A 26,837-nucleotide genomic window follows, 5' to 3' on the forward strand; every position below is an offset into this window, starting at 1 on the left:
CCGAACTCCCGGCGGGGTGCCGGGGCTGCTATCCTTTCTTCAGAGGCACGCCGTAGAGTTCCAGCTTGTGCCCCTTCAGGCGGTATCCCAGCTTGCGGGCGATCTTTTCCTGAAGCGCCTCGATTTCCGCGTCCACGAACTCGATCACTTCGCCGGATTGCAGGTCGATCAGGTGGTCGTGATGGTCGCGCTCGGCATCCTCGTAGCGGGCGCGGCCATCCCCGAATTCCACCTTTTCGAGAATGCCTGCCTCCTCGAACAGCTTGACCGTCCGGTAGACAGTGGCGATGGAGATGCCCTTGTCGCGGGCCGATGCCCGGGCATAAAGCTCCTCCACGTCGGGATGATCGTCGGACTCTTCCAGCACGGCGGCGATGATGCGGCGCTGGCCCGTCATCCGCAGGCCCTTGGTCTCGCAGCGGTCGGTAATCGTGTCGGTCATGGCCATGTTCCTGCGTGTCGTGGGGCCGTTGGATAGCCGGAACGCGGGCGATTTTCCACCATTTATGCGCCGCTCAGACCAGCTCGCCGCGCATAACCTGCACGGCTTGTCCGCTCACCGTTACCGTGCCGCTGGCGGTGCGCAGCCCGATCCGGCCGGGCCGGCCCATGTCGTCGCCCTGTCTCACCGTCAGTGCCATGTCGCGGCCGAGCCTGTCCGCCAGAAGCGCGGCCAGCGTGGCGCCCGCGCTGCCGGTGGCGGGGTCTTCGGGGATGTTGTCGAGCGGTGCGAACATGCGGGCATGGACGGTGCCGCCATCCCGGACATAGGCGAACTGCGCGAAATCAAGCCCGCCGGGATGCGCCAGTGCACCCGCACGAAAGGCGGCGATGTCGGGCTGGCAGGCCGACAGCGCCTTGCGACTGGCGAGTTCAGTGATCGTGAAGGGCAGGCCGAGCGACGCCATCACCGGCGCATGGGTGGTGGTGGCGATGTCTGCCGGAACGAGCCCGAGCGCGCGTGCCACGAGGGCCGGATCGGGCTCGGCTAGGAACTCCAGCCGGGCGGCGGTCGTGAAGGCCGCCTCCCCGCGCGCGGCCGTGCAGGGCAGCGGACCGTCGTGCAACTCCAGCACCATGTCCGGACCGTGGCCCAGATCGGCCAGCATGACCGCCGTGCCGATCAGCGGATGCCCCGCGAAAGGCACCTCCATGGTCGGGGTGAAGATCCGCAGCCGCGCGGTGTTGCCGGCCAGGTGAGCGGGGTAGCAGAAGACGACCTCGGAGAAGTTGAATTCCGCCGCGATCCGCTGGAGATCCGTCTCGGGAAGGGCCGCGGCGTCGGGAAAGACCGCGAGCTGGTTGCCGCCGAAGCGCGCTTTAGTGAAAACGTCGTAGACGTAATAACGTTTCATCCTGTCCTCACATCAGGTCCGGTTCCCGGCCAATGCGCGCGGCCAGCCGGCCGACGCTCAGCCCCTGCACGACGATCGAGAAGATCACGACGATATAGGTGGTGGCCAGTATGAGCGGCTTCCAGTCGCCTTCGGGCAAGGAAAGGGCGAGCGCGACCGAGATGCCCCCCTTGAGACCGCCCCATGTCATGATCGGTATAACCCCGCGCGAGAAGCTGCGGAACGGGCCGAGGATGAGGACCGGCACGGCCACGGCGGCCAGCCGCCCGGCAAGCGCCAGCCCGATCGCGAGCACGCCGGTGACCAGATGGTCTAGCGCGAAAGCCACGGCGAACACCTCGACCCCGATCATGAGAAAGAGCACGGCGTTCAGGATCTCGTCGACGAGTTTCCAGAACGCATCCACGTATTGCCGGGTTTCGGCGCTCATGCCGTGGCGCGCGCCGACGTCACCGATGAGAAGCCCCGCGCAGACCGCCATGATCGGCGCTGACACGTGCAGCCAGACGGCCAGTTCGTAGCCGCCGAATGCCAGTCCGAGCGTCAGGAGAACCTCGAGCGCGTAGTCGTCGACATGGCGCATGACGCGGAAGGTGAGCCAGCCGAGCGTCAGCCCGAGCGCGGCGCCGCCAAGGGCCTCCTGCGCGAAGAGTAGCGCCGCGTCGCCCGGCCCGCCTGCCCCGTGCCCCCCGGCGGGAAAGGCCAGCCCGGCCAGCACGAGAAAGACGACATATCCCACGCCGTCGTTGAAAAGCGATTCGCCGGCGATCTTTGTTTCGAGGCTCTTGCGCAGATGCGCCTCGCGGAGCACGCCCAGAACGGCCACCGGGTCTGTCGGGGAAATAAGCGCGCCAAACACGAGCGCCACCATCAGGGGCATCCCGGTAAGCCAGCTGAACGCCACCCCCACGATCGCGGTCGACAGCGCCACGCCCATCGTGGCCATCAGCAAGACGATCCGCCATTGCGCGCGCAGGTCCGAGAGCTTCATGTGCAGCGCCCCGGCAAAGAGCAGCAGCCCCAGCATCCCTTCCAGCAGCGCCTCGGAAAACTCGATCGAGCCGACGAGGCCGCGTGCCGTGGCGGCGATGAGCAGGTCCGGCCAGATCCGGTCGGCCAGCAGCACGCCGAACGAGGCCAGCAGGGCCACGACGAGAATGCCGATCGCGGATGGCAGCCGGAAAACGAAGTAGTTGATCGTCCCGAAAACACCGGCCAGCACGATCAGCAGAGAGGCGATCTGCAAAAGGCTCATGCGCGCACTCCTCGGGCCGGTACGGCGCCGGACTAGCATGGCGTCCGCGCCCGCGCCAGATGTCAGCCGCCGCCGGGCTCCAGCTCTGCCCAGACCGGCAGGTGGTCGGAGGCGATGTGGGCGGGCTTGGCCGTGTGGTGCCCGCTGGCGGTGACGCGCAGCCGGTCGCAATGGGCAATCCGGTCAAGCCGCGCGACGGGCCGCGGCGCGGGAAAGCTGGGCGGCGTGACGGCAAAACGCAGGCCACGTGCCCGCGACTCCACGCCGGCGGTCTGCCCCCATTCGTTGAAATCGCCCGCCAGCACGGTGGGCATGGCGGGCAGGCGCCGGATGTGCCGCATGATCGTGATCACCTGCAAGAGCCTGTAGCGGCGGACCAGACCGAGGTGCAGCCCGACGACGCGCAGCGGGCCGATGGCCGTCTCGATCTCGGCAAGGATCGCGCCCCGTGGCTCCAGCCCCGGAAGGTTCAGGTGGTGCGTCGTCAAAAGGCGGCAGCCGGGGCGCATCAGCATGGCGTTGCCGTGCCAGCCCATCGAGCCGCCGGGCGCGCCAAAGGGCAGGATCTGCCAGCCATCGGCCTCGACCATGTCGTGGGGCAGGGCGGCCGGCCGTGGCGGAAGCCGCTTGTCGGCCTCCTGCAGCACGACGATCTGGGCGCCAAGGGCCTCGATCACCGACAGGCTGCGGTCGGGCCGGCGGCGCATGTCGAGCCCCACGCATTTCTGAAGGTTGTAGGTTGCAATCCGAAGCCGCGGTGTAGTCATATCGCAGGATTAGCACCCCGTGGAGACAGAGGCATCAGAAAGAGGCATACCCCGTGTTCGCGGATCAGACATGGCTGGCGCGTGCGATCTGGCTGGCCCTCGCGGGGGTCGTGCTGACGGCGCTGGTGCAATGGCGGCTGGAGCTGGCCTTTGTCGCGCTGGTGACGCTGGCTCTTTCGCTGGCGCCCGTGGTCGTCGCGCAGTGGGCCGATATCCACGTGCCGCCCTCGTTCATTGCCGCGCTGGTCATCTTCGTCGGTGCCACCCTGTTTCTGGGCGAGATCCTGGATTTCTACGAACGTTTCTGGTGGTGGGACATCGCGATGCACGCCACCTCGGCGATCGGGTTCGGGCTGATCGGTTTCGTTCTCGTATTCATGATGTTTCAGGGCGATCGCTATGCCGCGCCGCCACTGGCGCTGGCGTTTCTCGCTTTCTGTTTTGCCATTTTCATGGGCACCGCTTGGGAAGTTTTCGAGTTCGCCATGGACCAGCTGTTCGGACTGAACATGCAGAAATCGGGTCTCATGGATACCATGGGCGACCTGATCGTGAACATGATCGGCGCGTTGATCGGGGCTGCCACCGGCTTTGCCTATCTCAAGGGGCAGGCGCGCGGGGGGCTGGCGGCGCTGATCGACGAGTTCGTGCGCGGCAACCCCCGTTTTTTCCGGAACGGGCGAAAATAGCCGTTCCGACAGGGGCGTGTCGCCGGCCGGCAGCGCCGCCCCACAGGCCGGGCGCGTCACGTTCCGCAAAAGGTCTGGTGCACCACTTCCGAGGGCGCGGGCGGGCGGGTGAGGTCGGCCGCGTCGGGCTGGTCGTCATAGGGGCGCGACAGGACCTCCAGCAGTCTTTCGAAGGGGCCGAATTCGCCATCCACGGCGGCGGTGATCATCTCCTCGACCCGGTGGTTGCGGGGAATGAAGGCCGGGTTGGCCGCGCGCATCCGTTCCCCGGGGTCGGCTTCGGACTCCAGCCGCTTGCGCCATTCCGCTTCCCACGCGTCGAATGCGGCGGGGTCGAGGAACTGGTCCCGCGCCGGCCCGCCGGTGGCCAGCATGCGGAAGGTGTTGGTGAAATCCGCCCGGTTTTCCGCCATGCGCTGCAACAGGTCGGTGATCAGCGTCTCGTCCTCGGACCGCGCCTCCCCGATCCCGATCTTGCGCCGGAACAGGGCCATCCATTCGCCGCGGATCTTGTCCGGCATGGCGTGCACCGACTCGGTGAACCGCTCCACGGCCGCCTCTTGGTCCGGCATGAGCGGGACCAGCGATGTTGCCAGCTGTGCCATGTTCCAGACGATCACGTTGGGCTGGTTGGAATAGGCATAGCGCCCCTGCATGTCGATCGACGAAAAGACCGTGTCGGGGTGATACGTGTCCATGAACGCGCATGGGCCGTAGTCGATCGTCTCGCCCGAAAGGGTCGTGTTGTCGGTGTTCATCACGCCATGGATGAAGCCGACGGCCATCCACTGCGCCACCAGCCGCGCCTGCCGGGCGATCACCGCGTCGAGCAGCTCGGCGGGTGACTGCACCTGCGGGTAGTGCCGCTCCACGGTGTGTTCGTACAGCGCCGTGAGCGCCTCGATGTCGCGGCGCGCCGCGAAGAACTGGAAGGTACCCACCCGGATGTGGCTGCTGGCGACGCGCGCCAGGACGGCGCCCGGCATCCCCCCGTTTTCGCGATAGACCCGTTCCCCGGTGGCCACGGCCGCCAAGGCCCGGCTGGTGGGAATCCCAAGGGCATGCATCGCCTCGGACACCACGTATTCGCGCAGAACCGGCCCCATCCACGCCCGGCCATCGCCCATGCGGCTGTAGGGCGTGGGCCCGGACCCCTTTAGGTGGATGTCGTGACGCCGTCCGCCGGCGCGCACCTCGCCAAGAAGGTTCGCGCGCCCGTCGCCCAGCTGCGGGGAAAACCCGCCGAACTGGTGGCCGGCATAGGCCTGGGCCAGCGGCTCCGCGCCTTCGGGTACCTTGTTGCCCGAAAAGATCATCGCCAGATCGTCCTCCGACGCGCCCGGCGCGATGCCGATCTCCGCCGCGAGCTCATGATTGAACCGGATCAGCCGGGGCGCCTTGACCGGCAAGGGATCGAGCCGGGCGTAGAACCGGGCGGGAAGGCGTGCATAGGAATTGTCAAAGGGTATCTGCAGGGTCATGCCATGGAAGTAAGCGTTCCGTCGGCGAATGCCAGTGGGGCGTCAGAACCGGCGGCTCATCAGCATCGTTTCCTCGCGCGGGCGGAACCCGGCCCTGCTAAAGAGCGAGCGCGCCCCGTGGCGTCCTGTCTCGACATGGATGGCCCTCAGGCCTGCGCGGGCAAGGGTCTTGGGCAGGCTGAGCAGCATCTCGGTGCCGATGCCGCGCTGCCGCACGCCGGGGCGGACGTAAAGCTCGTCCACGAACCCGTCGAGCCCCCCGGAGGACACCGACCAGCCGAACGTCACGACGATGTAGCCGATTGGCGCGCGCACGGGCCCGGCGAGGTAGATCGCGCCGTGCGGCGATCCCTCCAGCAGGGGCGCCAGCGCGGCGCGGCGCTCGCTCTCGTCCTGTGCGATCCCGGCCTCGTGATGGAAATCCGCCACCAGCCGCATCAACGTGTCGAGGTGGTCGGGCCGGGCCAGCGTCATCTGGGTCAAGTGCCTGTCATCCTTCTGCCGGGCCGCGCGCGGCCGCTGTCGCCACGGCTGTCTCACGGCCCTGCCCATTTGTCCACATGCGTGCGGTCCGCGCCTGTCCGATAACGTTTTTTCCCTGCGCCGCGCGGGCTGCTAGCGGCCCAGCTCCTTCATGCCTTCCTCGATCCCCGCCAGGGTCATCGGCACCATCCGGTCCTCGAAAATCTCGCGGATCATCCGGATGGAATGGGTGTAGGGCCAGTGCCTTTCCGGCACCGGGTTGATCCAGAGATGATCCGGCCATTGCGCACGGGCGCGCTCAAGCCAGACCTGCCCCGCCTCGGCGTTCCAGTGCTCGTTGGCGCCGCCGGGATATGCGATCTCGTAGGGGCTCATCGACGCATCGCCCACGAAGATGCACTTGTAGTCCGATCCGTATGTGTGCAGCACGTCCATCGTCGGGGTCTGGTGGTCCCACCGGCGGCGGTTGTCGCGCCAGACGCCTTCGTAGAGGCAGTTGTGGAAATAGTAGTATTCGAGGTGTTTGAACTCGGCCCGCGCGGCCGAGAAAAGCTCCTCGACCACGTGAACATGCGGGTCCATCGAGCCGCCCACGTCGAGAAAGAGCAGAACCTTCACCGCGTTGTGCCGCTCGGGGCGCATCTTGACGTCAAGATAGCCGTGCTCGGCGGTGGACCGGATCGTGCCGTCGAGGTCCAGCTCGTCCTCTGCGCCCTCGCGCGCCCAGTTGCGCAGGCGTTTCAGCGCTACCTTGATGTTGCGCGTGCCCAGCTCTACCGAGTCGTCGAGATTGCGGAACTCGCGCTTGTCCCAGACCTTGACCGCCCTGCGGTGACGGCTCTCCTTCTGGCCGATGCGCACCCCCTCGGGGTTGTAGCCATGGGCGCCGAAAGGAGAGGTTCCCGCGGTGCCGATCCACTTGTTGCCACCCTGGTGCCGCTCCTGCTGTTCCTTCAGCCGCTCCTTGAGGGTCTCCATCAGCTTGTCGAACCCGCCGAGCGCCTCGATCTCCGCCTTTTCTTCTTCGCTGAGGTGTTTCTCGGCCATTTTTTCCAGCCATTCGCGGGGCAGGTCGACGGCCTCGATCACGTCGTCGGCGCTGATCCGCTCCAATCCCTCGAAACTGGCGGCGAAGGCGCGGTCGAACCGGTCGATGTGGCGCTCGTCTTTCACCATCGCTGCACGGGCGAGGTAGTAAAAGCCCTCCACGTCGTAGGTCACGAGATCCGCCACCATGCCCTCCAGGAAGGTGAGGTATTCGCGCAGCGACACCGGCAGGCCCGCGTTTCGAAGGTTCTCGAAGAATGGCAGGAACATCGCCGGCCCCGTCAGCCCGCGCTGCGCACGAGGAAAATGGCGAGGAACAAGCCGATCAGCGCGAAGATAACGGCGAAAACGGCGGCGTATTGCAGGATATCGGCGATCGTGCCTTTCCGCCGCCACGCGACCAGCGCGCCGATGATGGCCCCGATGACGGCCGCGATGACAGCAAGGAACATGGGCTACCCGTCTTTATCATTCAGGGGGCTGAGCGCCGAGATCTCGCGCAGCTTCGCACGCACCGCCCAGTCCGCGCCGAAGCCGTAGCGCGCCCAGCCCAGACTGTCCAGCCGGACGGCACGTGCCTCGCTCGCGCGTCCCTCCAGCTCCAGCGCCTCCGCGCGCAGCATCAGCAGGGTCGACAGCAAGGCCGCGTTCTCGTGCCGCTTGGCGATGATCAGGTGCGGGCGAAGCAGCTCCAGCGCCTCGGCGCCCCGGCCCTGGCTGATGGCGTAGGCAGTCAATTGCGAGGCGGAGTAGGCACGATGCAGCCCGGTCCCGGGTGTCTGCCGGTATATGGCATCCGCGGCGATGAACTGGTGCAGGGCGTGTTCGGGATCGGCGGATTGCACCAGCCGCCCGAGCGCGAAGTGACTGAAGGCCAGCCTGTGGTCGCGCCAGCCCTCGTCCTGGGCGATCTCGAGCGCCTGCCGCGCCGCGCGCCGCCGCGTGTCCGGCCCGGCCCCCGGGCCGAGCGCCGTCTGGATCGCGCGGATCCAGCTGCGCGGGGTGGCCGGCAGGCGCCGGGGCGGTATCGACGCCCCGCCCGGGTTGAGCCGTGCGAGGATATCCGGCAGCCGCGTCGCGACCTGCTGGCGCGTCATTCCGGGTTTCAGTTCCGGCGCATAGAAAGCGCGCAGGATCAGCATGTCGAACCCGGTCAGCACCGCGTGCACGTTGTCGTCGTTGAACACGCTGTCGGGCAGGCGGTAGAGGTCGTTGAGCGGCCCGATCGCCTGTGCCAGCTCTTCGTGGAGGCAGTCGCGCACCTCCTGCGGGGCGCTGTCGGCAGGCACGAAGATTGCGATCCGGTTCCGGCGGGTCAGTTCGGTCCAGCTGGTCCTGTTGGAATGGCGCGCACGCCGGTACGCGTCGAGGCTGGACACGTTTGGTACCACGAAACAGGCCGCCTTGGGCAGGTGCCGGCGGATCTCCGCGCGCGTCACCGCCTCGATGGTGACATTGGCGACGCCGCCGCGCACGCGGCGGATGTCTATCCCGGCCTCTCGGCGCAGGCGGCCCAGCACCCGGTCGAGATCGGGCACGAGCGTAGGCGGCGCGTCGCCGGTCACCCGCACCGAGATGGGCTCCTCGAAGCGCGAGAACCTCTCAAGCGCGCGGCCTGATTCGAGCGTGAAGGCGAGGTCGAGGAAATCGCGGGCGATATCGCGGTTCGATCGCTCGGGCGGAACCGGGTTGGTCGTTTCGAACGCCTTCATCGCCGGCATGGACGGCGCATAGGTCGCGGCGCGCGAGGGCACGTCCTCGATCGGGGCGGACACGCAGGCCCCCAGCCCGAGGAAAAGCGGCATGACAAGCATCCGCGCGGCGTGGTGCCGGATACGGCCGTGCGGAACGGGTGGCATGGCCAACGGTTTGGCGAACTCGCTCATGGCAGCCTTTGTCGTGCTTGGACAGCGCGACGCTGGGGAACGATACTGACCGGAGTGCGGAACGCCCTTGGCAAAAGCATGGCGAGGGTGATTCGAAGCATTCCGGCGGCGTGCCTCATCCGCTTGCGGAAACGACAGGCCGGGCACGGTGCGATTGTTTCCACGGGCGGTCACGACCGCGCACGGCCCAAGAAGGCGAAAGAGCCCATGTCTCACCCGCGGCACACCTGTCGGGCGTCGTTCCGGGGGACGGGATCGGACCTTTTTGTCTGGCACGGTGTGCACCCTTGTCCTGCGTCGCTTCTGGCCTGCCGGGGCAAGCCTACACGGTTTGGTGGCCGAAGGAAGGGCGATGCGGCGGCGCGCGCGGTCAGCGTTGCCGCCGGGCCATGAACGCCAGCCGTTCGAACAGTTGCACGTCCTGCTCGTTCTTGAGCAGGGCGCCATGCAGCCTTGGCAGGGCATCCGCCCCGTCGCGGCGCAGGTCCTCGGGGGCCAGATCCTCCGCGAGGATGAGCTTGAGCCAGTCCAGAACCTCCGAGGTCGATGGCTTCTTCTTCAGCCCCGGCTGTTCCCGGATCTCGTAGAACTGGGTGAGCGCCGTGGTCAGAAGGTGGTCCTTGATGCCGGGGTGATGCACCTCGACGATCCGTCGCATCGTTTCGGTGTCGGGAAAGCGGATATAATGGAAGAAACACCGCCGCAGGAACGCGTCCGGCAATTCCTTTTCGTTGTTGGACGTAATAATGACGATCGGCCGATGCAGGGCGCGGACCGTCTCGCCCGTCTCGTAGACGTGGAATTCCATCCGGTCGAGCTCCTGCAGCAGGTCGTTGGGGAACTCGATATCCGCCTTGTCGATCTCGTCGATCAGCAGGACCGTCTTGTCGGTCGATTCGAAGGCCTGCCACAGCTTTCCCTTGCGGATGTAGTTGCGCACGTCGTGCACCCGCTCGTCGCCCAGCTGGCTGTCGCGCAGGCGCGACACGGCGTCATACTCATAGAGCCCCTGCTGCGCCTTGGTGGTGGACTTGATGTTCCATTCCAGCATCGGCAGCCCGAGCGCACCGGCCACCTGCCGTGCGAGCTCGGTCTTGCCCGTGCCCGGCTCGCCCTTGACCAGCAGCGGGCGTTCGAGCGCGACGGCGGCGTTGACGGCCACGGTCAGATCTTCGGTGGCGACATACGAGTCGGTGCCGAGGAATTTCATGTGATTTCAATCCTTTTCGTGATGGGTGGCGCACGGCCCGGCCAGAGGCTACTGCGTTGCAGAAAACACATCAATGGCCCGGATTTGTGTAGTGACATTCCCGGGGTAGGGGTGTAAGTGCACGCTCACAGGCTCGCCAAATGTCTGAGGAGTATACGATGCCAGACACTGGCCTTGATGAGGGAGCGGATATGAAAGCAGAAGTCTTTCTACCCGACGACTACCGACCGGCCGAAGACGAACCCTTCATGAACGAGCGACAGCTCGAGTACTTCCGCCGCAAGCTGATAAACTGGAAAAACGAACTTCTTGAAGAAAGCCGCGACACGATCGAGGGCCTGCAGGACAGCACGCGGGCCATCCCCGATGTTGCCGACCGCGCCAGCGAGGAGACCGATCGCGCGCTGGAACTGCGCACGCGCGACCGCCAGCGCAAGCTGGTGGCCAAGATTGACGCCGCGTTGCGGCGGATCGACGAGGGCGAATACGGCTATTGCGAGGTGACGGGTGAGCCCATCAGCCTCAAGCGGCTTGACGCGCGCCCGATCGCGACCATGAGCCTGGAGGCGCAGGAACGCCATGAGCGGCGCGAGAAGGTGCATCGCGACGATTGAGCCGTTGATGCGCAACGGCGACAGGGCTGTATTGGCGCCGGGGTCGAAACCCCGGCGTTTTTCGTCCCGGGGAGAGCCATGTCACTGACCGGCATGAACATTGTCGTCGTGGGCGGTGGCGTCGGCGGTTTGGCAGCGGCGCGCGCACTGAAGTTGCGCGGCGCCGAGGTGACGCTGCTGGAGCAGGCCGACGCGATCCGCGAGGTGGGGGCCGGGTTACAGGTCAGCCCGAACGGGTTCCGGGTGATCGAGGCGCTCGGGCTGGCCGAGGGCGTGCGGGCGCGCGCGGTCCGTGCCGAGGCCGTGAGGCTTGTCGACTACCGCGGCGCGGATGTCGCCCGGCTTGATCTGGGCAGCCTCGCCAGCCGCGACTACTGGTTCGTACACCGCGCCGATCTGGTCGACACGCTGGCAGCGGGGGCGCGCGAGGCGGGTGTGCGCGTGCGGTTACTCCAGCATGTCGAGCGCGTCGAGCCGGGAACACCCGCGCGGCTCAAGCTGGCCCACGGGGCCGAGCTGCAGGCCGATCTCGTGGTGGGGGCCGACGGGCTCCATTCCGTTGCGCGCGCGGCGCTCAATGGCATGTCCGCGCCGTTCTTTACCGGACAGGTGGCATGGCGGGCGGTGGTGCCAAACACCTCCGGCCGGGGGCCGGAGGCGCAGGTGCACATGGGACCCCACCGCCACGTCGTCAGCTACCCGCTGCGCGACGGCGCCGCGCTCAATATCGTTGCGGTGCAAGAGCGCGCGGCATGGCAGGAAGAAAGCTGGAGCCAGCAGGACGACCCCGGAAACCTGCGCGCCGCCTTTGCCGATTTCTGCCCCGACGTGCGTGACATGCTGGCACGGGTGGAAACGGTGCACTTGTGGGGACTTTTCCGGCATCCGGTCGCCCCGTCATGGCACGGGCCGGGGATGGTGCTGGTCGGCGATGCGGCGCACCCGACGCTTCCCTTCATGGCGCAGGGCGCGTCGTTGGCGCTGGAGGACGCATGGGTGCTGGGCGATGCGCTGTGCGGCGAGGGATCGCTGGCGTCACGGCTCGCGGACTATCAGCTCCGACGGCGGGAACGGGCACGACGGGTCGTCGAGGCCGCGGGTGACAATGCATGGAAATACCATCTCTCGCTGCCGCCGCTGCGCGCGGCGGCGCACGGCGTGCTCAGGCTGGCGGGGCGCGTCGCGCCGGGGCGGCTGATGCGGCGCTACGGCTGGATATACGACCACGACGTGACGGCCGGGCCGGCCCGCCCGTGATTCAGGCGTCGAGCTCGATCCAGACGGGCACGTGGTCGGATGGTTTGTCGTAACCGCGCACTTCCCTGTCGATGCGGCATTCCACAAGCAAGTCGGCGGCCTGTGGTGTCAGCAGGAAGTGATCTATCCTGATGCCGTCGTCCCGGTTCCACGCGCCGCCCTGGTAATCCCAGAAGGTATAGTGGCCGGGCCCCTGCACGCGCGCGCGGAACGCGTCGGTGTATCCAAGGTTGAGCACCCGGCGAAAGGCGGCGCGGCTTTCGGGCAGGGCGAGCGCGTCGTCGGCCCATGCCTCGGGCCGCCTGGCGTCCTCGTCCTGCGGGATGACATTGTAATCGCCCGCCATCAGCGCCGGCTCTTCGGCCGCCAGCAACGTCGCTGCCCGGTCCTTGAGCCGCGCCATCCATGACAGCTTGTAATCGAATTTCGGCCCCGGCGCGGGGTTGCCGTTGGGCAGGTACAACCCGCAGACCCGCACCGCCGTGTTCTCGCCCATTACCGTCGCCTCGATCCAGCGGGCCTGTTCGTCCGCATCGTCGCCGGGCAGGCCGCGGGTGACGTCCTCCAACGGCAGGCGCGACAGGATCGCCACCCCGTTGAAGCTCTTCTGGCCATGGGTTTCCACGGTATAGCCGCGATCCTCGAACAGCTCGCGCGGGAAGGTCTCGTCGACCGATTTTATCTCCTGCAGCAGCACGACGTCGGGGCGGGCGTCCTCCAGCCACGAGGTCAGGGCGGCGGCGCGCGCCTTGATGCCGTTGATGTTGAAACTGGCGATTTTCATGCTTCCCCCGCGCGTCTTTGCCCCTCTATCGCGCAGCCGCCCGGCGCTGGCAAGTGACCACGCGCTGCGGGCTGGCGCGAAGATATCCGAGAGCGAGATTGATTCGCTGTCGGAATTGCCCGGAAAGGTTGAAAATCCCGCAATATCAGGCCTGTGGATAACATTTTTTTCCGGGCATCGGGGCGAAGATTTCCTGACAGGCTTTCAGGGATTTGGCCACGGACCGACCCCGAAAAGCGCCCTGTGGATAACTCGTTTAGCGCGAAAACGAAGTTGGCAGAACACGGAATACGTGCAAGCGTTTTCGTGCGTCACTCAAAACGGGAGCCAATCAGATGACCGCACAACGCAAGCATGTTCAGTTCAACGAAACCGCCGCTCCGGTCAGCACGGGCAGCCTGCATGACGGCGCCGCCGTGGGGGCGTTCACCTCGTCCATGGCACCGGTGACGGCGGCCGATGCCGGCCTTGGCGAAGGCACCGAGATGTTCACCTCCTCGATGGCGCCGGCCGTCACGGCCGAGGTTGCGTCGGGCGAGGCGGTGGGTCTGTTCACCTCCTCGATGGCGCCGGTTGCCGGGGCCGACGCCGGGGCCGGGGACGCGGTGGAGATGTTCACCTCATCCATGCAGCCCACGGCCAGCACCGAGGCGGCCACCGGGGAGGCCGTGGAGATGTTCACCTCCTCGATGCGCCCCGAGACCCGCTCGCAGGTGCATGCAGGCGATGCGGTGAGCACGTTCACATCGTCGATGGGGCCAACCCGGGGCACCGAGGCGGCCGATGGCGAGGGCTGCGAGATGTTCACCTCGAGCATGTGATCGAGGCGGCGGAACGGAACTCGGGAGATCAAGGAGGAAAGGACCGGACATGGGCGATCTTCTTCACCTCGAAACCCCGTTCCGCCAGCGCAGTCGCGCGGCGCGCCAGGCGGCGCTCGTGGACCGGGTGGCCAACACGCGCCGTGGCGGCGAGGATGTTTTCTGGCTCAAGGAAAACGCCGAGTTGCTGAACGTTCTCGAAAGCACGGGCGCCGCACCGGGGGCGGCGGCGCTCGGTTCCTACGACGCCTTTTACGGTACCATCGAACGGCGGATCGGGTTTTTTCCCCAGTACTACCGCTTCTTCCTTTCGATCTGCCTGGACCTCGAGGATCTTGGGCTCGACGGGGCCAAGGGCGCGGCGCTGGCCGAATGGGTGGCCGAACAGAACCTGACCGGCGCGGAACTGTCCGACCTCCAGCGGGCCGAGGCGCGGCGTCTGTGCCGGCGTCGCGGAATGGAATGCATCCGGCACGATGCCGGGCTCGATGACCGGCTGCGCGCCTTCGCGCGGCGCTCGGAAACCTTCGCGCTGCCCAACAAGAAGGCCGCCTACGAACTGACGCATATCGTCTTCTACCTGTCGGAATACGGTCGCCGTGACCCGGGGCTCGATGAAGAGATGATCGACAGCCTGCGCTACACCGGTACGCTGGCCTTTCTCGAACTGAATATCGACCTTCTGTCGGAGGTCTGCATCGCCCTGCGCTATGCCGGCCGGACGCCGCCGCCGGTATGGGAACGCTGGCTCAGCGATCAGGTGCGGCTCTTTCACGTCGTGACCGCGGACCGGCCCGGCGGGATCGACGACTATCACCCGTGGCTGATGGTCAACTGGTTCATGGATCTCTCCGGCCGGGGCGGATTTGCCAATGAAATGCCCCAGGGCGCGGTGGCGTTTGCCGCCCCGTCGCCGGGCAGCGGGCCGCTGCGCGAGTTGTCGGATTGCATCTACCGGATGGAAGACGCGCGCAGCCCGGACTGGGGCGTGATGCGCCAGCGCGTTGGCGACCGGCTGTCCGACGAGGCGCTGACCGTTATCGAGGCGGCCGAGACGGCCGTGGATTTCGGGGCATTCTTCCGCGGCTTCGCGCGGACCGCGGTGCCGGGGGTGGTGACGTGACCGCGGCGGTCGCGCGCGGCGCGTGCCTTGCCGGCTTGGGGCTGACGGTTGTCTACACGCTGCTCATTTCCACCGCCGACGCGATCACCAAGCTTTTCGCGGCGTCCTACGCGGCGCCGCAGCTTTTCGCGCTTTCGGGCGGGATCGTCGCCGGGCTCAGTCTGCTGGCCAACCGTGGCGGCGGGGGCTGGAGGGGTGTGAAAACGCGATGCCCCTTGGCAATGGCGGTGCGCGCCGTGGCGACGGTGCTGGCGACGGTGGCGTTCTTTCATGCCTTCCGGCTGCTGCCGTTTGCCGAGGTGTTCCTGTTCATTGCGCTCATCCCGCTGCTTGCCGCGCTCATGTCGGGGCCTGTGCTTGGCGAGGCGGTTCGGCCGCAGATCTGGATGGCGCTGCTGCTTGGCACGGGCGGGGTGCTGTGCCTGTTTCCCGCCGGTCCCGACAGCGTGGGCGCGGGCCATCTCGTGGCGTTTGCCGCGGTTGTTCTGGGCACCGTCTCGATGCTGGCGTCGCGCTTTATCGGGCAGCGCGACGACAACATCCTTGCCCAGGTTTTCTATCCCAACCTCGCGCTGATGGGGGTGATGGCCTGTGCATTGCCGTTCGTGTACCGGCCGATGGCCCCGGCCGATCTGGCCTGGGCGTGCGCCTACGCGGTGTTTCTTTTCGGTGCGCGGTGGGTGCTCGTTGCCGCGCTGCGGCTGTTGCCGGCCTACGTGGTCACGCCGCTGATGAACCTGCAGTTTCTGTGGATGGTGGGGATCGGTCTTGTCGCCTTCGGCGAGCGGCCGGGCGTGGGCGTCTTCCTTGGGGCGGCCATCGTTATCGCCGCGGGCAGCTGGCTGGTCTGGGATCAGGCACGGCCGCGCGCTGCATCCGCGGTTCCAGCGGAGTAGGCGGGGCGCCGGACCCGGCTGCGCGCGGCCACCGGAACCATTGCGCCGCGTCACATGGCAAATGATGTCCCGCACCCGCAGGAGCTGGCGGCGTTGGGATTGTCGATCGTGAAGCGCGCGCCGATCAGCTCCTCGGTGAAATCTATCGTGGCCCCGGTAAGGAATGGCAGCGACACGCTGTCGACCACGACCTTCTGGCCGTTGCCTTCGAGCACGAGGTCGTCCTCGGCCGGGGCATCAAGGCGAATGTCGTACTGGAACCCGGAACAGCCGCCACCCTCGACGGCAATGCGCAAGGCCTGCCCGTCCTCGCCGGCACCGATTTCGGCCAGGCGGGCAAAGGCGCGGTCAGTGACTTTCGGCGGCAGTTCCATGTTGGCAGGATCCTCACGGTTTCCATTGTGTTGCGCTTGAAATATATGCGTCCGCGGCACGGGCGACAAGGATGGCAGTCATGCAGATGGCCTATGCGGCCGATCCCGCGAAAACGCGCGGGCGGCTGGTTGCGGAGGAGGAAAGCGCCTACCGGTCCTGTTACCAGCGGGACCGCGACAGGATCATCCATTCCAGCGCCTTTCGCCGCCTCAAGCACAAGACACAGGTTTTCGTCGAGCATGAGGGGGATTATTTCCGCACCCGTCTGACCCATTCGATCGAGGTGGCGCAGGTCGCCCGCACCATTGCCGGGGCGCTCGGCCTCAACCAGGAACTGACGGAGGCGGTCGCGCTGGCGCACGACCTTGGCCATACCCCGTTCGGCCATACCGGAGAGGACGCGTTGAACGAATTGATGGTCCCCTATGGCGGGTTTGACCACAACGCGCAGGCGGTGCGCATCGTCACCACGCTGGAACGCCACTATGCCGGGTTCGACGGGCTGAACCTGACATGGGACACGCTGGAGGGCATTGCCAAGCATAACGGCCCGGTGACAGGCGCCCTTCCCTGGGCCCTGGCCGAATACGTTGAGGGTCACGATCTCGAACTGGACACGCATGCCAGCGCCGAGGCGCAGGTCGCGGCCGTCTCCGACGACATCGCCTACAACAACCACGACCTGCATGACGGTCTGCGCGCGGGTCTGTTCACCGAGGCGGACATTCGCGCCTTGCCCGTTGTGGGGCCGTGTTACGACGAGGTCGATCGGGCGTGGCCCGGTCTTGACGATTACCGGCGGCGGCACGAGTCGCTGCGGCGCGTGTTCGGCATGATGGTGGCCGATGTGATCGAGACCTCGCGCGGCCTCATTGCCGCCGCCGCGCCGGCCAGCGCGACCGAGGTGCGCCATCTGGGATACCCGGTGATCCGATTTTCCGACGCGATGTGGGCGGACCTGCAGCAGATCAGGAGGTTCCTGTTTGCGCGCATGTACCGCGCGCCTGCGGTGATGCAGATGCGCCGGCAGGTCACCGGGGTCGTGGAGGAGCTGTTTCCCTTTTACCTCGAAAAGCCGGAATTCCTGCCAGGACGATGGCAGGATGCCGTCGCGCTGGCCACGACTCGATCCGAGCTGGCCCGGCTGGTCAGCGACTACATCGCGGGCATGACGGACCGCTTTGCCCTGCAAAGCCATGCGAGGTTACTCGGGGGGCCGGGCGGCGCCGGGGAGCGGCGGGGTTAACCACGTCCCCCTGTCACGCGTTGTGGCAAAGGCACCCTGCCTGCTATTGTAAGGCCTCAGCGATCTGGAGAGAGGACGTGGCCAAGCCTGACCGGCCCGGGGGTTTTGCGGATTCTACCGTTCTGGTGGCCGGCGCGGCCTGTGACGTCGGGGTCGAGTTGTGCCACGCCTTTGCCGGGGCAGGGGCACGGGTCGTGGCCGTGGACCCCGACGAGGCGTCGGTGCTCGGGCTTGGACGGCACGCGCCGGACCGGATCGACACGCTCGCGCTGGACGTCATGCAGCCCGTGGCATGTCGTCGTCTGGGAAACGCGTGGGCGGACGAGCCGCTGCATGTGCTCTTGCATCTTCTGCCCTTGCGCAGCCTTTCGCATCCCGCCGCCGCCATGGCCGCGGCGGAGACGTTGACGCGCGCGCTGTCCACGGGATTGCGGGCCGGGCGCGGACGGGTGCTGATCGTCGCCGCCGGGGCGCCCCGCGATGCGAGCGTCACGGCGGGTCTCCTGCACGATGCGACCCGGCGCCTCGCCCCGGCGCTGCAGGTCCGTCATGCCAGCGGCGGGGTGACGGTGAACGCCATACTGCTGCCGGGGGAGGGTGCAGCGGTGCTGGAACCGCGGGCGCTTTGGCACGCGGTGGCGTATCTGGCGGCGCCGGGGACGGCGCGGCCCTGCGGGGCGATCGTGCCATTGGCCGCGTTTCCGGCTGACTGATGCGCGCCTTGGGGCGCGGGCGTCGCGCTGGCGCCTGTGATGCCGCCAATGAAAAGCCCCGCCACGGGATCGTGGCGGGGGCGCTTGACCAAGGATGCCAGCGCCGCGCAAAGGCGGCGCGACGAAGCGGGGCCGGGCCTCAGAAGTGGAAGTTGGCGCCGATACGAACCACGTCCATGTTCACGTCCTTCACGCCACAGCCGGGCGCCGCGCAAGCCGTTGGATCGTGCACGAAACTATCGGTGTCGAAGACATGCAGATATTCCAGCTTGACCGACCAGTTCGGCCCGGCGGCATATTCGAGTCCGAGCCCGGCCACTGCGCTTGTCTCGGTGGAATCGCCCGGACCCGCGCCGGCACCGACAAGGTCGGCCTCGATATCGGTGAAGGCCGCGCCGGCGGTCACGTAAGGCAGTAACGCGCCGCGATTGCCAACCGGTGTGCCCAGACGGGCCCTGATGCTACCGAACCCGCTGATTTCGGTCCGGCACCCGCCGCCACAGCCGAACACGGCGGTGCTGGGAACCGTTTCCGACAGGTCGCCGAACGAGTAGTCTGCCTCGAACCCCCAGACGAGGTTGGCGGACGGCTGGAAGTTGTAGCCGACGGTCAAGCCGGCCATCGCGCCGTCGGGCTCCGGTTTGGGCAGTGGTCCCAACCCGAAACTGCCACAGCCCGGGCCGTCGCAATGGGTGGATTCTGCGCTCGCATAGCCCACCGTGCCGCCGGCGTAAAAGCCCGTCCAGTCATGGGCGGCCGGTGCGGGGGGTGTCGGCGCCGGGGTTGGTGCAGGCGCGGGTGCCGGCGAGCCGGCGAAAGCCGCCCCTGCGGTGCTCAGCGAAAATGCAAAGACAATTGCTGCGGCTTTCATGGTTTTCTCCTCCCGTTTGACGCGCCCATCATATCACGTTTTTGCTATGTAAAGAAGGGCGGTAGACGGCCCGCGCCAAGGTCCGGTCCACGGCTGAGCGGACGACCGCCGCCCTTGACCGCCGGGATGCCTCTGCTAGAGCCACGCGGACAGTTTGGAGGCGCGACATGAATCTTTTCAGCGAAATCCGCGGACGGGTGCTGGAAGCGCTCGGCGCACTGCAGGCCGCGGGTGACCTGCCCGAGGGGCTGGATACGGCCGCGGTGACCGTGGAGCCACCGCGCGATCCCGCGCACGGCGACATGGCCACCAATGCCGCGATGGTTCTGGCCAAGCCTGCCGGGATGAAGCCGCGGGACATTGCCGGGCTGCTGGCGGACCGGCTGGCCCGCGACGCGCGGATCGCCAGCGCCGAGGTGGCCGGGCCGGGGTTTCTCAACCTTCGCCTGTCCGCCACCGCCTGGCAGGAGGTGCTGCGCGCCGCGCTGAGTGATGGCGCGGCGTTCGGCCGCTCGTCGCTCGGGGCCGGTCAGCGGGTCAACGTGGAATATGTCAGCGCCAACCCGACAGGACCGCTGCATGTGGGCCACACCCGTGGTGCGGTGTTCGGCGACGCGCTGGCCAGCCTGTTGGCTTATGCCGGCTACGAGGTGACGAGAGAATACTACATCAATGACGGCGGCGCGCAGGTCGACGTGCTGGCCCGCTCGGTTTACCTGCGCTACCTGGAGGCTCACGGGCAGGCGGTGGCCTTCGAGGAGGGGACCTATCCCGGCGATTACCTCATCGCCGTGGGCGAGGCGCTGAAGGACGAGGTGGGCGCCGCCTATGTCGACCAGCCCGAGGCGGTGTGGCTGGCCGAGGTGCGCGCCTTTGCCACCGAGCGGATGATGGAGCTCATCCGCGCCGACCTGAGCGCGCTCGGTATCGAGATGGATGTGTTTTTTTCCGAAAAATCCCTGTTCGGAACCGGCCTTATCGAGGAGGCGCTGCAGACGCTGGATGACAAGGGGCTGATCTACGAGGGCGTGCTGGAGCCGCCCAAGGGCAAGGTGCCCGATGACTGGGAGCCGCGCCAGCAGACCCTGTTCAGGTCCACAGCCCATGGCGACGACGTGGACCGACCGGTGCGCAAGTCGGATGGCAGCTGGACCTATTTCGCCCCCGATATCGCCTATCACTACGACAAGGTGAAACGCGGCTTCGACGCGCTGATCGACATCTTCGGCGCCGATCACGGCGGCTACGTCAAGCGGATGAAGGCGGCCGTCAGCGCACTGACCGACGGGCAGGTGCCGCTGGACATCAAGACCACGCAGCTCGTCAAGCTCTACAAGAACGGTGAACCCTACAAGATGTCCAAGCGCGCGGGCACCTTCGTGACCATGCGCGACGTGGTCGACCAGGTCGGACCGGATGTCACCCGTTTCGTCATGTTGACGCGCAAGAACGACGCGCCGCTCGATTTCGACTTCGACAAGGTGCTGGAACAGTCCAAGGACAATCCCGTGTTCTACGTGCAGTACGCGCATGCGCGCATCTGCTCGGTCCTGCGCAAGGCCGAGGCGGCCGGCATCGATGTCAGCGATGCCGTGCTGGCGGCAACCGACCTTTCCGGGCTGACGCACGATGCCGAGATCTCTCTGGCCCGAAAGATCGCGGAATGGCCCCGTCTGGTGGAGATCGCCGCACGCACGCACGAGCCGCACCGCGTGGCCTTCTACCTGTACGACCTTGCCAGCGAGCTGCACGCGCTGTGGAACAAGGGCAACGACGTGCCCGCCCTGCGCTTCCTGCAGGAGAACGACCCCGCCACGTCGCAGTCAAAAATCGCGCTGGCCCGTGCCGTGACCGTTGTTATTTCCTCAGGTCTTGGTATTCTCGGCGTCGTTCCGGTGCAGGAAATGCGGTGATCCGCAGACAATGATACGAAAAGCGCCGGGCGTGTGAGGCAGTCATCAACGACCCGGCGGCCATGGATCGCCGGGGATACGAGGCGAGACATGGCAGATATGCACGAGCCGTATCACAACGGCGAAAGCGAACGGTCCGGGCGCCTGAGAGCGGCGGCCAACCTACTGGGTGCGGTTACCTCCTTGGCGCTGCTCGTCGGAACGGCCATCTGGGGGTACAAGATGGTCGTGCGTGACGTCAGCGGGGTACCCGTGATCAAGGCGGCAGCGGGACCCATGCGGGTCCAGCCCGATGAACCGGGCGGACGTCAGGCGCAGCACCAGGGGCTTTCGGTCAACGAGATCGCGGCGGGCGGGGCCGCGGGCGAACCGGCTGACCGGCTGATCCTTGCGCCCGAACCGCTGGAGCTGTCTCTGGACGAGGCCGCGCTTGCCGACACCGGGGCCGACGACGGCGCCCGCGATGACGGCGGCGCCGCCATGCGGTCGGCCGCAGAGGCCGAGGGCACCAGTGCAGCGGACATAGAGGCGATCGCGGAAGAGGTGGCCGAGGGGGTCGCACCGCTGGAGGATCTTGAGCCGTCGAACGGGGAACGGTCGGCGGGCCGCGACCTTGCCGCCGCCGATACCGGCACCGTCGAAGGCGGGCTCGGCCGCTCCTTGCGCCCCAAGATGCGGCCCCAATCCCTTATGGACGGGCCCGAGGCGGTCACGCGTGCCGCCGCGCAGGTCGCGTCGGTCCGGGACATCGACCCCGATACCATTCCGGCCGGCACGCGTCTTGCCCAGCTCGGCGCCTTCGCCAGCCGGTCGGTGGCCGAGGAACAGTGGACCAAGCTGGCCGAGCGTTTCGACGGCTACCTCGCCGACAAGGACCGGGTCATCCAGAAAGCCACCAGCGGCGGGCGCACCTTTTATCGCCTGCGCGCCATGGGCTTCGAGGACATCAGCCACGCGCGGCGTTTCTGCTCGGCGCTGGTGGACCAGAACGCCGATTGCATCCCGGTGGTGGTGCGTTGAGCCGCTTTGGCGCGTGCATACTGGATCCGTCCGGGCTGCGGCTGACGGCCGAGGAGCGGGCGTTCTTCGCCGAGGCCGCCCCCTTCGGTTTCATCCTGTTCGACCGCAACATCGACACGCCTGACCAACTCCGTGCGTTGTGTGACGAGCTTCGCTCGGCGGTCGGCCGCCGGGCGCCGATCCTGATCGACCAGGAAGGCGGGCGGGTTCAGAGGCTCGGGCCGCCGCACTGGCGCGCGTGGCCGCCGCCGCTGGATCACGTCGCCGCGGCCGGGGCAGGGGCGCGGGACGCGGTGTATCTGCGGCACCGCATCATCGCGCACGAATTGCACGCCGTAGGGATCGACGTTGACTGCGCCCCGGTCGTGGACGTCGCAGGGGCGCAGACGCATCCGTTCCTGCGCAACCGCTGCTACGGCACCGAGCCGGGCAGCGTCGCGATGCTGGGCCGCGCGGCGGCCGAGGGGTTGCTTGCGGGTGGCGTTCTGCCTGTGCTCAAGCATATCCCCGGCCACGGACGCGCCACGGCCGACAGCCACGAGACCCTGCCATCGGCCGAAGCGGGGCAGGACGCGTTGACGGAGGTGGATTTCGCCCCGTTCCATGCACTCAACGACCTGCCCCTGGCGATGACCGGTCATGTGGTCTATCCCACCTTCGACAATCTGCCGGCAACCGTTTCTCAGACAATGCTAAGGTTGATCCGCGACGAGATCGGCTTTGCCGGTCTCGTGATGACAGACGATATCGCCATGGGCGCGCTGCAGGGGGCGCCAACCGCGCTTGCGCGGGATGCGCTGGCCGCCGGTTGCGACGTGGTACTGTATTGCAATGCCGGCCTTGAGGACCAACGCGCCGTGGCCGAGGCGGCCGGCGCGCTCTCCAACGCGGCGCAGGCGCGGGCCGAGAGCGCGCTGGCGGCACGGCGAACGCCCGACGAGGTTGACATTTCCGCCCTGGAGGCAAGGCTGGAGGCGCTGACGAACGGACGCGCCGATGGAGACTGACGACTTCGACACCGAAGGAAACGTCGCGCGGGTGTCGGACCGCATGGCGGCCGAGGCCCTCGTGGTCGACGTGGATGGCTTCGAGGGGCCGCTCGACGTGCTGCTGACGCTGGGGCGCACGCAGAAGGTCGACTTGCGGCAGGTGTCCGTTCTGCAGCTGGCCCAGCAATACCTCGATTTCGTGGAGACGGCCAAGCAGCTGCGTATCGAGCTGGCCGCGGATTACCTAGTGATGGCCGCATGGCTGGCCTTTCTCAAGTCGCGCTTGCTGCTACCGCCCGATCCGGAGGACGAGGCTCCCTCGGGCGAGGACATGGCGGCGCATCTCGCCTTTCAGCTGGAGCGTCTGCAGGCGATGCGCGACGCCGCGGCCAAGCTGATGGCCCGCGACAGGCTGGGGCGCGATTTCTTCGCGCGGGGTGTCCCGGAGGATGTCACCCGCGTCAAGCGTGTGGTCTACACCGCTACCCTGCTGGACCTGATGCAGGGATATGCCCGAATTCGCACGCGCGACGAATTCCGCCCCTACGCGTTCGACCGCGAATCCGTCTACACGCTGGAGGAGGCGATGGAACGCATGCGTGGCCTGATCGGCTTTGCGGGAAACTGGACGGACATCGCCACCTACCTGCCGGAAGGCTTCGGCACTGACCCCGCCCGGCGCCGGTCGGCGACGGCCTCCACCTTCGCGGCCTCGCTTGAGCTGGTCAAGGAAGGCCGGGCCGAGATACGCCAGTCGGAACCTTTCGCACCCGTCGAATTGCGCCGCAGGCAATAGCGCGATGACAGGGCCGCGCTCTAGCAATGGATGACACCGATGGCCGACGACCCAGAAGACACCGGCGACAGCCTGTTCGAGGCACCGCCCATGGCCGAGCAGGAACGCATGTGCGAGGCTATGCTGTTTGCCAGCGCCGCGCCGCTGACCCTGCGGGACATGGAGGCGCGGATGCCGCATGGCTGCGACGTGGCCGAGGCGCTGGCACATCTGCGCCGCCGCTACGAGGGGCGCGGCGTGCAGCTGGTCAGGGTGGGGGATGCCTATGCCATGCGCACCGCCCCCGATCTGGGCCACCTGATGCAGACGGAAACGGTGGAGACCCGCAAGCTCAGCCGCGCGGCCATCGAGACCCTCGCCATCATTGCCTACCACCAACCGGTGACCCGTGCGGAGATCGAGGAGATCCGCGGCGTTTCGGTCAGCCGCGGGACAGTTGATCAGCTGCTGGAACTGGAATGGATCCGCTTCGGCCGCCGCAAGATGACGCCCGGGCGGCCGGTGACCTTCGTGGTCACGCAGGAATTCCTCGATCATTTCGGGTTGGAGAGCGCGCGCGACCTGCCGGGGTTGAAGGAACTGCGCGAGGCCGGTTTGCTGGAAAACCGCCCGCCGCCTGGCGAGCTGCCGCAGACGGGTGAGACAGAGGACGGGAACGAAGCGCCGCCCAAGGGGCAGGACGAGCTGTTCGACGATTGACGCCGGCGCGCCCTGAAATTTCCAACATTCCGTGCTAGCTTCCGAATGGCAGGCATGAAAGGGAGGGCGCGATGAACGCCAACCAGATCATCAACATGGTCATGCGGCTGGTGATGCGCCGCGTGATCGGCAAGGGCGTGAACGCCGGCATCAATGCCGTTGGCAAGCGCATGAAGAACGGCCAGACAGAGGATGGCGCCGAGGGCAGCCAACAGGTGCAGGGCGCGACCAAGACGCAGAAACGCGTGAAACAGTCGATGCGGGCGGCGCGGCGGTTCGGGAGGTTCTGACCGCTCAACTGCGGAAGTGCTTGGACAGTTTCAGGCCCTGGCCCTGATAGTTCGACGCGATCCCCGCACCGTATAGCCGTTCGGGTACCTGGTCCATTCGCTCGTAGACGAGCCGGCCGACCACCTGGCCGTGGTCCAGCACGAACGGCGCCTCGTGGCAGCGGACCTCCAGCACGCCGCGCGATCCCGCGCCGCCCGCGGCATCGTGGCCGAAGCCGGGGTCGAAGAAACCCGCGTAATGCACCCTGAATTCCCCCACCATGGCAAGGTAGGGGGCCATTTCGGCGGCATAGGCGGGGGGGATGTGAACCGACTCGCGGCTCACGAGGATGTAGAAGGCCCCCGGGTCGAGGATGATCCGGCCATTGCCCGAGTGCAGTTCTTCCCAGTAATCCTCGGGCGGGTAATGGCCGACGTGGTCAAGGTCGATCACGCCGGCATGTGGCTTGGCGCGGTAACCCACCAGCGTGCCCGCCCGCGGCCTCAGGTCCACTGAAAAGCCCAGTCCGTCGGATATCACCGCCGCGCCGTCGACCAATGGCGTGGTGTCATGCAGCGCGGCGAGTTCGGGGTCGTCGAGCGCGGCCCGACCGTGGCGCAAGCGGATCTGGTTCAGGCGCATGCCCGGCCGCACCAGCACCGAGAAGGAGCGGGGGCAGATCTCTGCATAGAGCGGCCCGGTGTACCCGGGCGCGATGCGGTCGAATTCCTCGCCGTGGTCCGTGATGGCCCGCGTCAGCAGGTCCAGCCGCCCCGTCGACGACTTGGCGTTGGCCACGGCGTGCACCTCCGTGGGCAGGTCGAGCGTTTCCAGCAGGGGCACGACGTAAACACAGCCCTTTTCGAGGACCGCCCCCGCCGTCAGGTCGATGCGGTGCATCTCCAGTTCCTCGAGGCGCTGTGCGACGCTGCGATCGGTCCCGGTCAGGAAAGAGGCGCGCACACGGTAGGCGACGCTCCCAAGGCGCAAGTCGAGGCTGGCAGGCTGAATCTGTTCCGGCTGGATCGGGCGTTGCGCCGATATGCGCCCATCTGCGATCAGCGCCTTCAACTGCTGGCTGGCCAGAACGCCGGTCATGGGCACCCCCGATGTTCCCCGCTTGATCCCTCTGGCGCGGGATCCGGCTGTGCCGGATGTCTGTCCGTGACGCGCGGGGGAGGATCGGCTTGGTCGGGCTAGCAGGATTCGAACCTGCGACCTCCCGTCCCCCAGACGGACGCGCTACCAGACTGCGCTATAGCCCGACGACCCGCGTTTAATACTGGATTCATCACCCGGGACAAGGGGCAAACGCGAATTTTCCACCTCAGTTTTCATTCATCGCGGACAATCTTTCCCGCAACCGCGCCACGAATGGCCGCAGCGCCTGCCGGTCGCGCGGCAGCAGCGGACGGGGCAGCCGCGTGAGTTGCGACAGGATGCCCGGCCCGGCATCGATTGCGTCATCAGGATCGGGCGGCACATCCACCGACGTGACCGCGGGCCCGGGCGGGGCGGTTGCGCCTTCGGTCTCCGCGCCGGGGCGGGTGGCGTCCTGTCCGGTGGCGCCGGTTCCAGCCTGGGCGGGTTCCTGCCGGCCCGGCGGCGCGCCGGTGGTGGGGGCGTCGTGCGTTTCGCCCGGCGCTGGCGATTCTGCACCGGTGCCCGGTTGGGCCGGTTCAGCTGCATCCTGCCTGTCATGCTCGGTGGCAGGGGCATCAAGGTCCAACCCGGGCTGCGCATCGGCCTCTTTTCCCGCCGCGTCCTGGGCGGGTGCCTCCGGCGCCGTCGTTTCACCTTGATCCGGGGGGGGCTCGTCCGCTCCGGCCATATGGGCCGGGGCGGGTGTTTGCGTGTCCGGCGCCGAGGATGCGCCGTCGTCCGTGCCGGCGGGCTCTGGTCGCGGTCCGGGGGGCTGTTCCTGCGTGCTGTGTGCGCCTGCCTCGCCTGCCGGGACACTGGCGGTCGCCTCCTCCTCCGCCTCGCCCGGAAGGGGCTGCGACAGCGCGGCGACGTGCTTGACCCCCTCCTCGCGGAGCAGTTTCTGCACACCCTTGATGGTCATTCCGTCCTCGTGCAGCAGCTTCTTGATACCGCCGAGCAGCCGCATGTCCTGTGGCCGGTAATACCGCCGCCCGCCCGCCCGCTTGACGGGCTTGACCGGCGTGAACTTGCTCTCCCAGAAACGCAACACATGCGCCGGCGTCTCGAGCCATTCGGCCACTTCGCTTATGGTGCGGAACGCGTCGGCGGATTTGGCCATGGGCCGTGGCCTTC

General features: G+C 67.2%; 29 protein-coding genes and 1 tRNA gene. 14 read left to right on the forward strand and 16 right to left on the reverse strand.

Translation table 11 applies throughout. The features are described 5' to 3' along the window. Positions 1-28: 28 nt before the first annotated feature. The 4 genes from ACH13J_RS01175 to ACH13J_RS01190 form a co-directional block, all read right to left on the reverse strand. Entirely contained in the window at positions 29-442 is a 414-nt protein-coding gene (locus ACH13J_RS01175) for a transcriptional repressor (RefSeq protein WP_397541473.1), read from the reverse strand. A 73-nt stretch (positions 443-515) separates the two neighbouring features. Continuing rightward, complete coding sequence (locus tag ACH13J_RS01180) at positions 516-1,355, reverse strand: PhzF family phenazine biosynthesis isomerase (RefSeq protein ID WP_397541474.1); 840 nt, start codon at positions 1,353-1,355, stop codon at positions 516-518. A gap of 7 nt (positions 1,356-1,362) precedes the next feature. Beyond that, the gene (locus tag ACH13J_RS01185) at positions 1,363-2,610 is read right to left on the reverse strand and encodes a cation:proton antiporter domain-containing protein (protein ID WP_397541475.1); all 1,248 of its coding nucleotides are present in this window, start codon (positions 2,608-2,610) and stop codon (positions 1,363-1,365) included. A 62-nt stretch (positions 2,611-2,672) separates the two neighbouring features. Beyond that, entirely contained in the window at positions 2,673-3,377 is a 705-nt protein-coding gene (locus ACH13J_RS01190) for an endonuclease/exonuclease/phosphatase family protein (RefSeq protein WP_397541476.1), read from the reverse strand. A 53-nt stretch (positions 3,378-3,430) separates the two neighbouring features. Between ACH13J_RS01190 and ACH13J_RS01195 the strand changes: the two genes are divergently transcribed. Further along, positions 3,431-4,066: a hypothetical protein gene (locus tag ACH13J_RS01195; RefSeq protein ID WP_397541477.1), complete on the forward strand. Its 636-nt coding sequence runs from the start codon at positions 3,431-3,433 to the stop codon at positions 4,064-4,066. A gap of 56 nt (positions 4,067-4,122) precedes the next feature. On the opposite strand, the gene ACH13J_RS01200 is transcribed toward ACH13J_RS01195, so the two are convergent. The 6 genes from ACH13J_RS01200 to ACH13J_RS01225 all read right to left on the reverse strand — a co-directional run bounded on the left by ACH13J_RS01200 (position 4,123) and on the right by ACH13J_RS01225 (position 10,173). Further along, positions 4,123-5,547 (reverse strand): protein adenylyltransferase SelO family protein, encoded by a 1,425-nt coding sequence (locus ACH13J_RS01200; protein WP_397541478.1) that lies wholly within the window; start codon positions 5,545-5,547, stop codon positions 4,123-4,125. A 42-nt stretch (positions 5,548-5,589) separates the two neighbouring features. Beyond that, a complete protein-coding gene (locus ACH13J_RS01205; RefSeq protein WP_397541527.1) occupies positions 5,590-6,021 on the reverse strand; it encodes a GNAT family N-acetyltransferase in 432 nt (143 codons plus the stop codon). Between the two features lie 141 nt (positions 6,022-6,162). Further along, on the reverse strand, positions 6,163-7,347 hold the full coding sequence (locus ACH13J_RS01210) for a vWA domain-containing protein (protein ID WP_397541479.1): 1,185 nt from the start codon (positions 7,345-7,347) through the stop codon (positions 6,163-6,165). 11 nt (positions 7,348-7,358) lie between these two features. Continuing rightward, positions 7,359-7,529, reverse strand: a complete 171-nt coding sequence (locus tag ACH13J_RS01215; RefSeq protein WP_397541480.1) for a hypothetical protein — start codon at positions 7,527-7,529, stop codon at positions 7,359-7,361. A gap of 3 nt (positions 7,530-7,532) precedes the next feature. Continuing rightward, positions 7,533-8,891 (reverse strand): DUF2927 domain-containing protein, encoded by a 1,359-nt coding sequence (locus tag ACH13J_RS01220; RefSeq protein ID WP_397541528.1) that lies wholly within the window; start codon positions 8,889-8,891, stop codon positions 7,533-7,535. A gap of 442 nt (positions 8,892-9,333) precedes the next feature. After that, positions 9,334-10,173 carry an AAA family ATPase gene (locus ACH13J_RS01225; protein WP_397541481.1) on the reverse strand — a complete coding sequence of 280 codons (840 nt, stop codon included), beginning with the start codon at positions 10,171-10,173 and terminating at the stop codon, positions 9,334-9,336. Positions 10,174-10,364: 191 nt separating this feature from the next. Here ACH13J_RS01225 and dksA point away from each other — a divergent pair, with 191 nt between their 5' ends. After that, positions 10,365-10,787 (forward strand): RNA polymerase-binding protein DksA, encoded by a 423-nt coding sequence (gene dksA, locus ACH13J_RS01230; protein ID WP_397541482.1) that lies wholly within the window; start codon positions 10,365-10,367, stop codon positions 10,785-10,787. 78 nt (positions 10,788-10,865) lie between these two features. Next, on the forward strand, positions 10,866-12,044 hold the full coding sequence (locus ACH13J_RS01235; protein ID WP_397541483.1) for an FAD-dependent monooxygenase: 1,179 nt from the start codon (positions 10,866-10,868) through the stop codon (positions 12,042-12,044). A 1-nt stretch (position 12,045) separates the two neighbouring features. Here the strand turns inward: ACH13J_RS01235 and xth are convergent, their stop codons facing one another. After that, the gene (gene xth / locus ACH13J_RS01240; protein WP_397541484.1) at positions 12,046-12,828 is read right to left on the reverse strand and encodes an exodeoxyribonuclease III; all 783 of its coding nucleotides are present in this window, start codon (positions 12,826-12,828) and stop codon (positions 12,046-12,048) included. Between the two features lie 335 nt (positions 12,829-13,163). On the opposite strand from xth, the gene ACH13J_RS01245 reads away from it, so the two are divergent. From ACH13J_RS01245 to ACH13J_RS01255, 3 genes are read left to right on the forward strand one after another with little or no spacing between them, the layout of a single operon-like run. Continuing rightward, a complete protein-coding gene (locus ACH13J_RS01245; protein WP_397541485.1) occupies positions 13,164-13,649 on the forward strand; it encodes a hypothetical protein in 486 nt (161 codons plus the stop codon). A gap of 49 nt (positions 13,650-13,698) precedes the next feature. Then, positions 13,699-14,772 carry a DUF6902 family protein gene (locus ACH13J_RS01250; protein ID WP_397541486.1) on the forward strand — a complete coding sequence of 358 codons (1,074 nt, stop codon included), beginning with the start codon at positions 13,699-13,701 and terminating at the stop codon, positions 14,770-14,772. After that, on the forward strand, positions 14,769-15,668 hold the full coding sequence (locus ACH13J_RS01255; protein WP_397541487.1) for a DMT family transporter: 900 nt from the start codon (positions 14,769-14,771) through the stop codon (positions 15,666-15,668). Before ACH13J_RS01250 ends, ACH13J_RS01255 begins: the two co-directional genes overlap by 4 nt. A gap of 50 nt (positions 15,669-15,718) precedes the next feature. Here the strand turns inward: ACH13J_RS01255 and ACH13J_RS01260 are convergent, their stop codons facing one another. Then, a complete protein-coding gene (locus tag ACH13J_RS01260; RefSeq protein WP_397541488.1) occupies positions 15,719-16,042 on the reverse strand; it encodes an iron-sulfur cluster assembly accessory protein in 324 nt (107 codons plus the stop codon). An 80-nt stretch (positions 16,043-16,122) separates the two neighbouring features. On the opposite strand from ACH13J_RS01260, the gene ACH13J_RS01265 reads away from it, so the two are divergent. Then, a complete protein-coding gene (locus tag ACH13J_RS01265; protein WP_397541489.1) occupies positions 16,123-17,289 on the forward strand; it encodes a deoxyguanosinetriphosphate triphosphohydrolase in 1,167 nt (388 codons plus the stop codon). A 77-nt stretch (positions 17,290-17,366) separates the two neighbouring features. Beyond that, complete coding sequence (locus ACH13J_RS01270; RefSeq protein ID WP_397541490.1) at positions 17,367-18,002, forward strand: hypothetical protein; 636 nt, start codon at positions 17,367-17,369, stop codon at positions 18,000-18,002. Between the two features lie 139 nt (positions 18,003-18,141). On the opposite strand, the gene ACH13J_RS01275 is transcribed toward ACH13J_RS01270, so the two are convergent. After that, entirely contained in the window at positions 18,142-18,873 is a 732-nt protein-coding gene (locus ACH13J_RS01275; RefSeq protein ID WP_397541491.1) for an outer membrane beta-barrel protein, read from the reverse strand. A 167-nt stretch (positions 18,874-19,040) separates the two neighbouring features. Between ACH13J_RS01275 and argS the strand changes: the two genes are divergently transcribed. From argS to ACH13J_RS01305, 6 genes are all read left to right on the forward strand, one after another. Beyond that, positions 19,041-20,786 carry an arginine--tRNA ligase gene (argS, locus tag ACH13J_RS01280; RefSeq protein ID WP_397541492.1) on the forward strand — a complete coding sequence of 582 codons (1,746 nt, stop codon included), beginning with the start codon at positions 19,041-19,043 and terminating at the stop codon, positions 20,784-20,786. 90 nt (positions 20,787-20,876) lie between these two features. Beyond that, on the forward strand, positions 20,877-21,806 hold the full coding sequence (locus tag ACH13J_RS01285; protein ID WP_397541493.1) for an SPOR domain-containing protein: 930 nt from the start codon (positions 20,877-20,879) through the stop codon (positions 21,804-21,806). Beyond that, positions 21,803-22,813 (forward strand): beta-N-acetylhexosaminidase, encoded by a 1,011-nt coding sequence (gene nagZ / locus ACH13J_RS01290; protein WP_397541494.1) that lies wholly within the window; start codon positions 21,803-21,805, stop codon positions 22,811-22,813. The genes ACH13J_RS01285 and nagZ overlap by 4 nt, the downstream gene beginning before the upstream one ends. Further along, on the forward strand, positions 22,803-23,591 hold the full coding sequence (locus tag ACH13J_RS01295; protein ID WP_397541495.1) for a segregation/condensation protein A: 789 nt from the start codon (positions 22,803-22,805) through the stop codon (positions 23,589-23,591). The genes nagZ and ACH13J_RS01295 overlap by 11 nt, the downstream gene beginning before the upstream one ends. A 39-nt stretch (positions 23,592-23,630) precedes the next feature. Next, positions 23,631-24,290: an SMC-Scp complex subunit ScpB gene (scpB, locus tag ACH13J_RS01300; protein ID WP_397541496.1), complete on the forward strand. Its 660-nt coding sequence runs from the start codon at positions 23,631-23,633 to the stop codon at positions 24,288-24,290. Between the two features lie 71 nt (positions 24,291-24,361). Beyond that, the gene (locus ACH13J_RS01305; protein ID WP_397541497.1) at positions 24,362-24,580 is read left to right on the forward strand and encodes a hypothetical protein; all 219 of its coding nucleotides are present in this window, start codon (positions 24,362-24,364) and stop codon (positions 24,578-24,580) included. Between the two features lie 4 nt (positions 24,581-24,584). Here ACH13J_RS01305 and ACH13J_RS01310 read toward each other — a convergent pair whose 3' ends face one another. The 3 genes from ACH13J_RS01310 to ACH13J_RS01320 all read right to left on the reverse strand — a co-directional run bounded on the left by ACH13J_RS01310 (position 24,585) and on the right by ACH13J_RS01320 (position 26,823). Then, positions 24,585-25,658, reverse strand: coding sequence for a 2'-deoxycytidine 5'-triphosphate deaminase (locus tag ACH13J_RS01310; protein ID WP_397541498.1), 1,074 nt, complete (start codon positions 25,656-25,658; stop codon positions 24,585-24,587). 90 nt (positions 25,659-25,748) lie between these two features. Then, a tRNA-Pro gene (locus ACH13J_RS01315) sits at positions 25,749-25,825 on the reverse strand. Between the two features lie 62 nt (positions 25,826-25,887). Beyond that, entirely contained in the window at positions 25,888-26,823 is a 936-nt protein-coding gene (locus ACH13J_RS01320; RefSeq protein WP_397541499.1) for a MerR family transcriptional regulator, read from the reverse strand. Positions 26,824-26,837 lie beyond the last annotated feature (14 nt).

The sequence above is a fragment of the Roseovarius salis genome, from assembly GCF_044472985.1.
Taxonomy (GTDB): Bacteria; Pseudomonadota; Alphaproteobacteria; order Rhodobacterales; family Rhodobacteraceae; genus Roseovarius; species Roseovarius salis.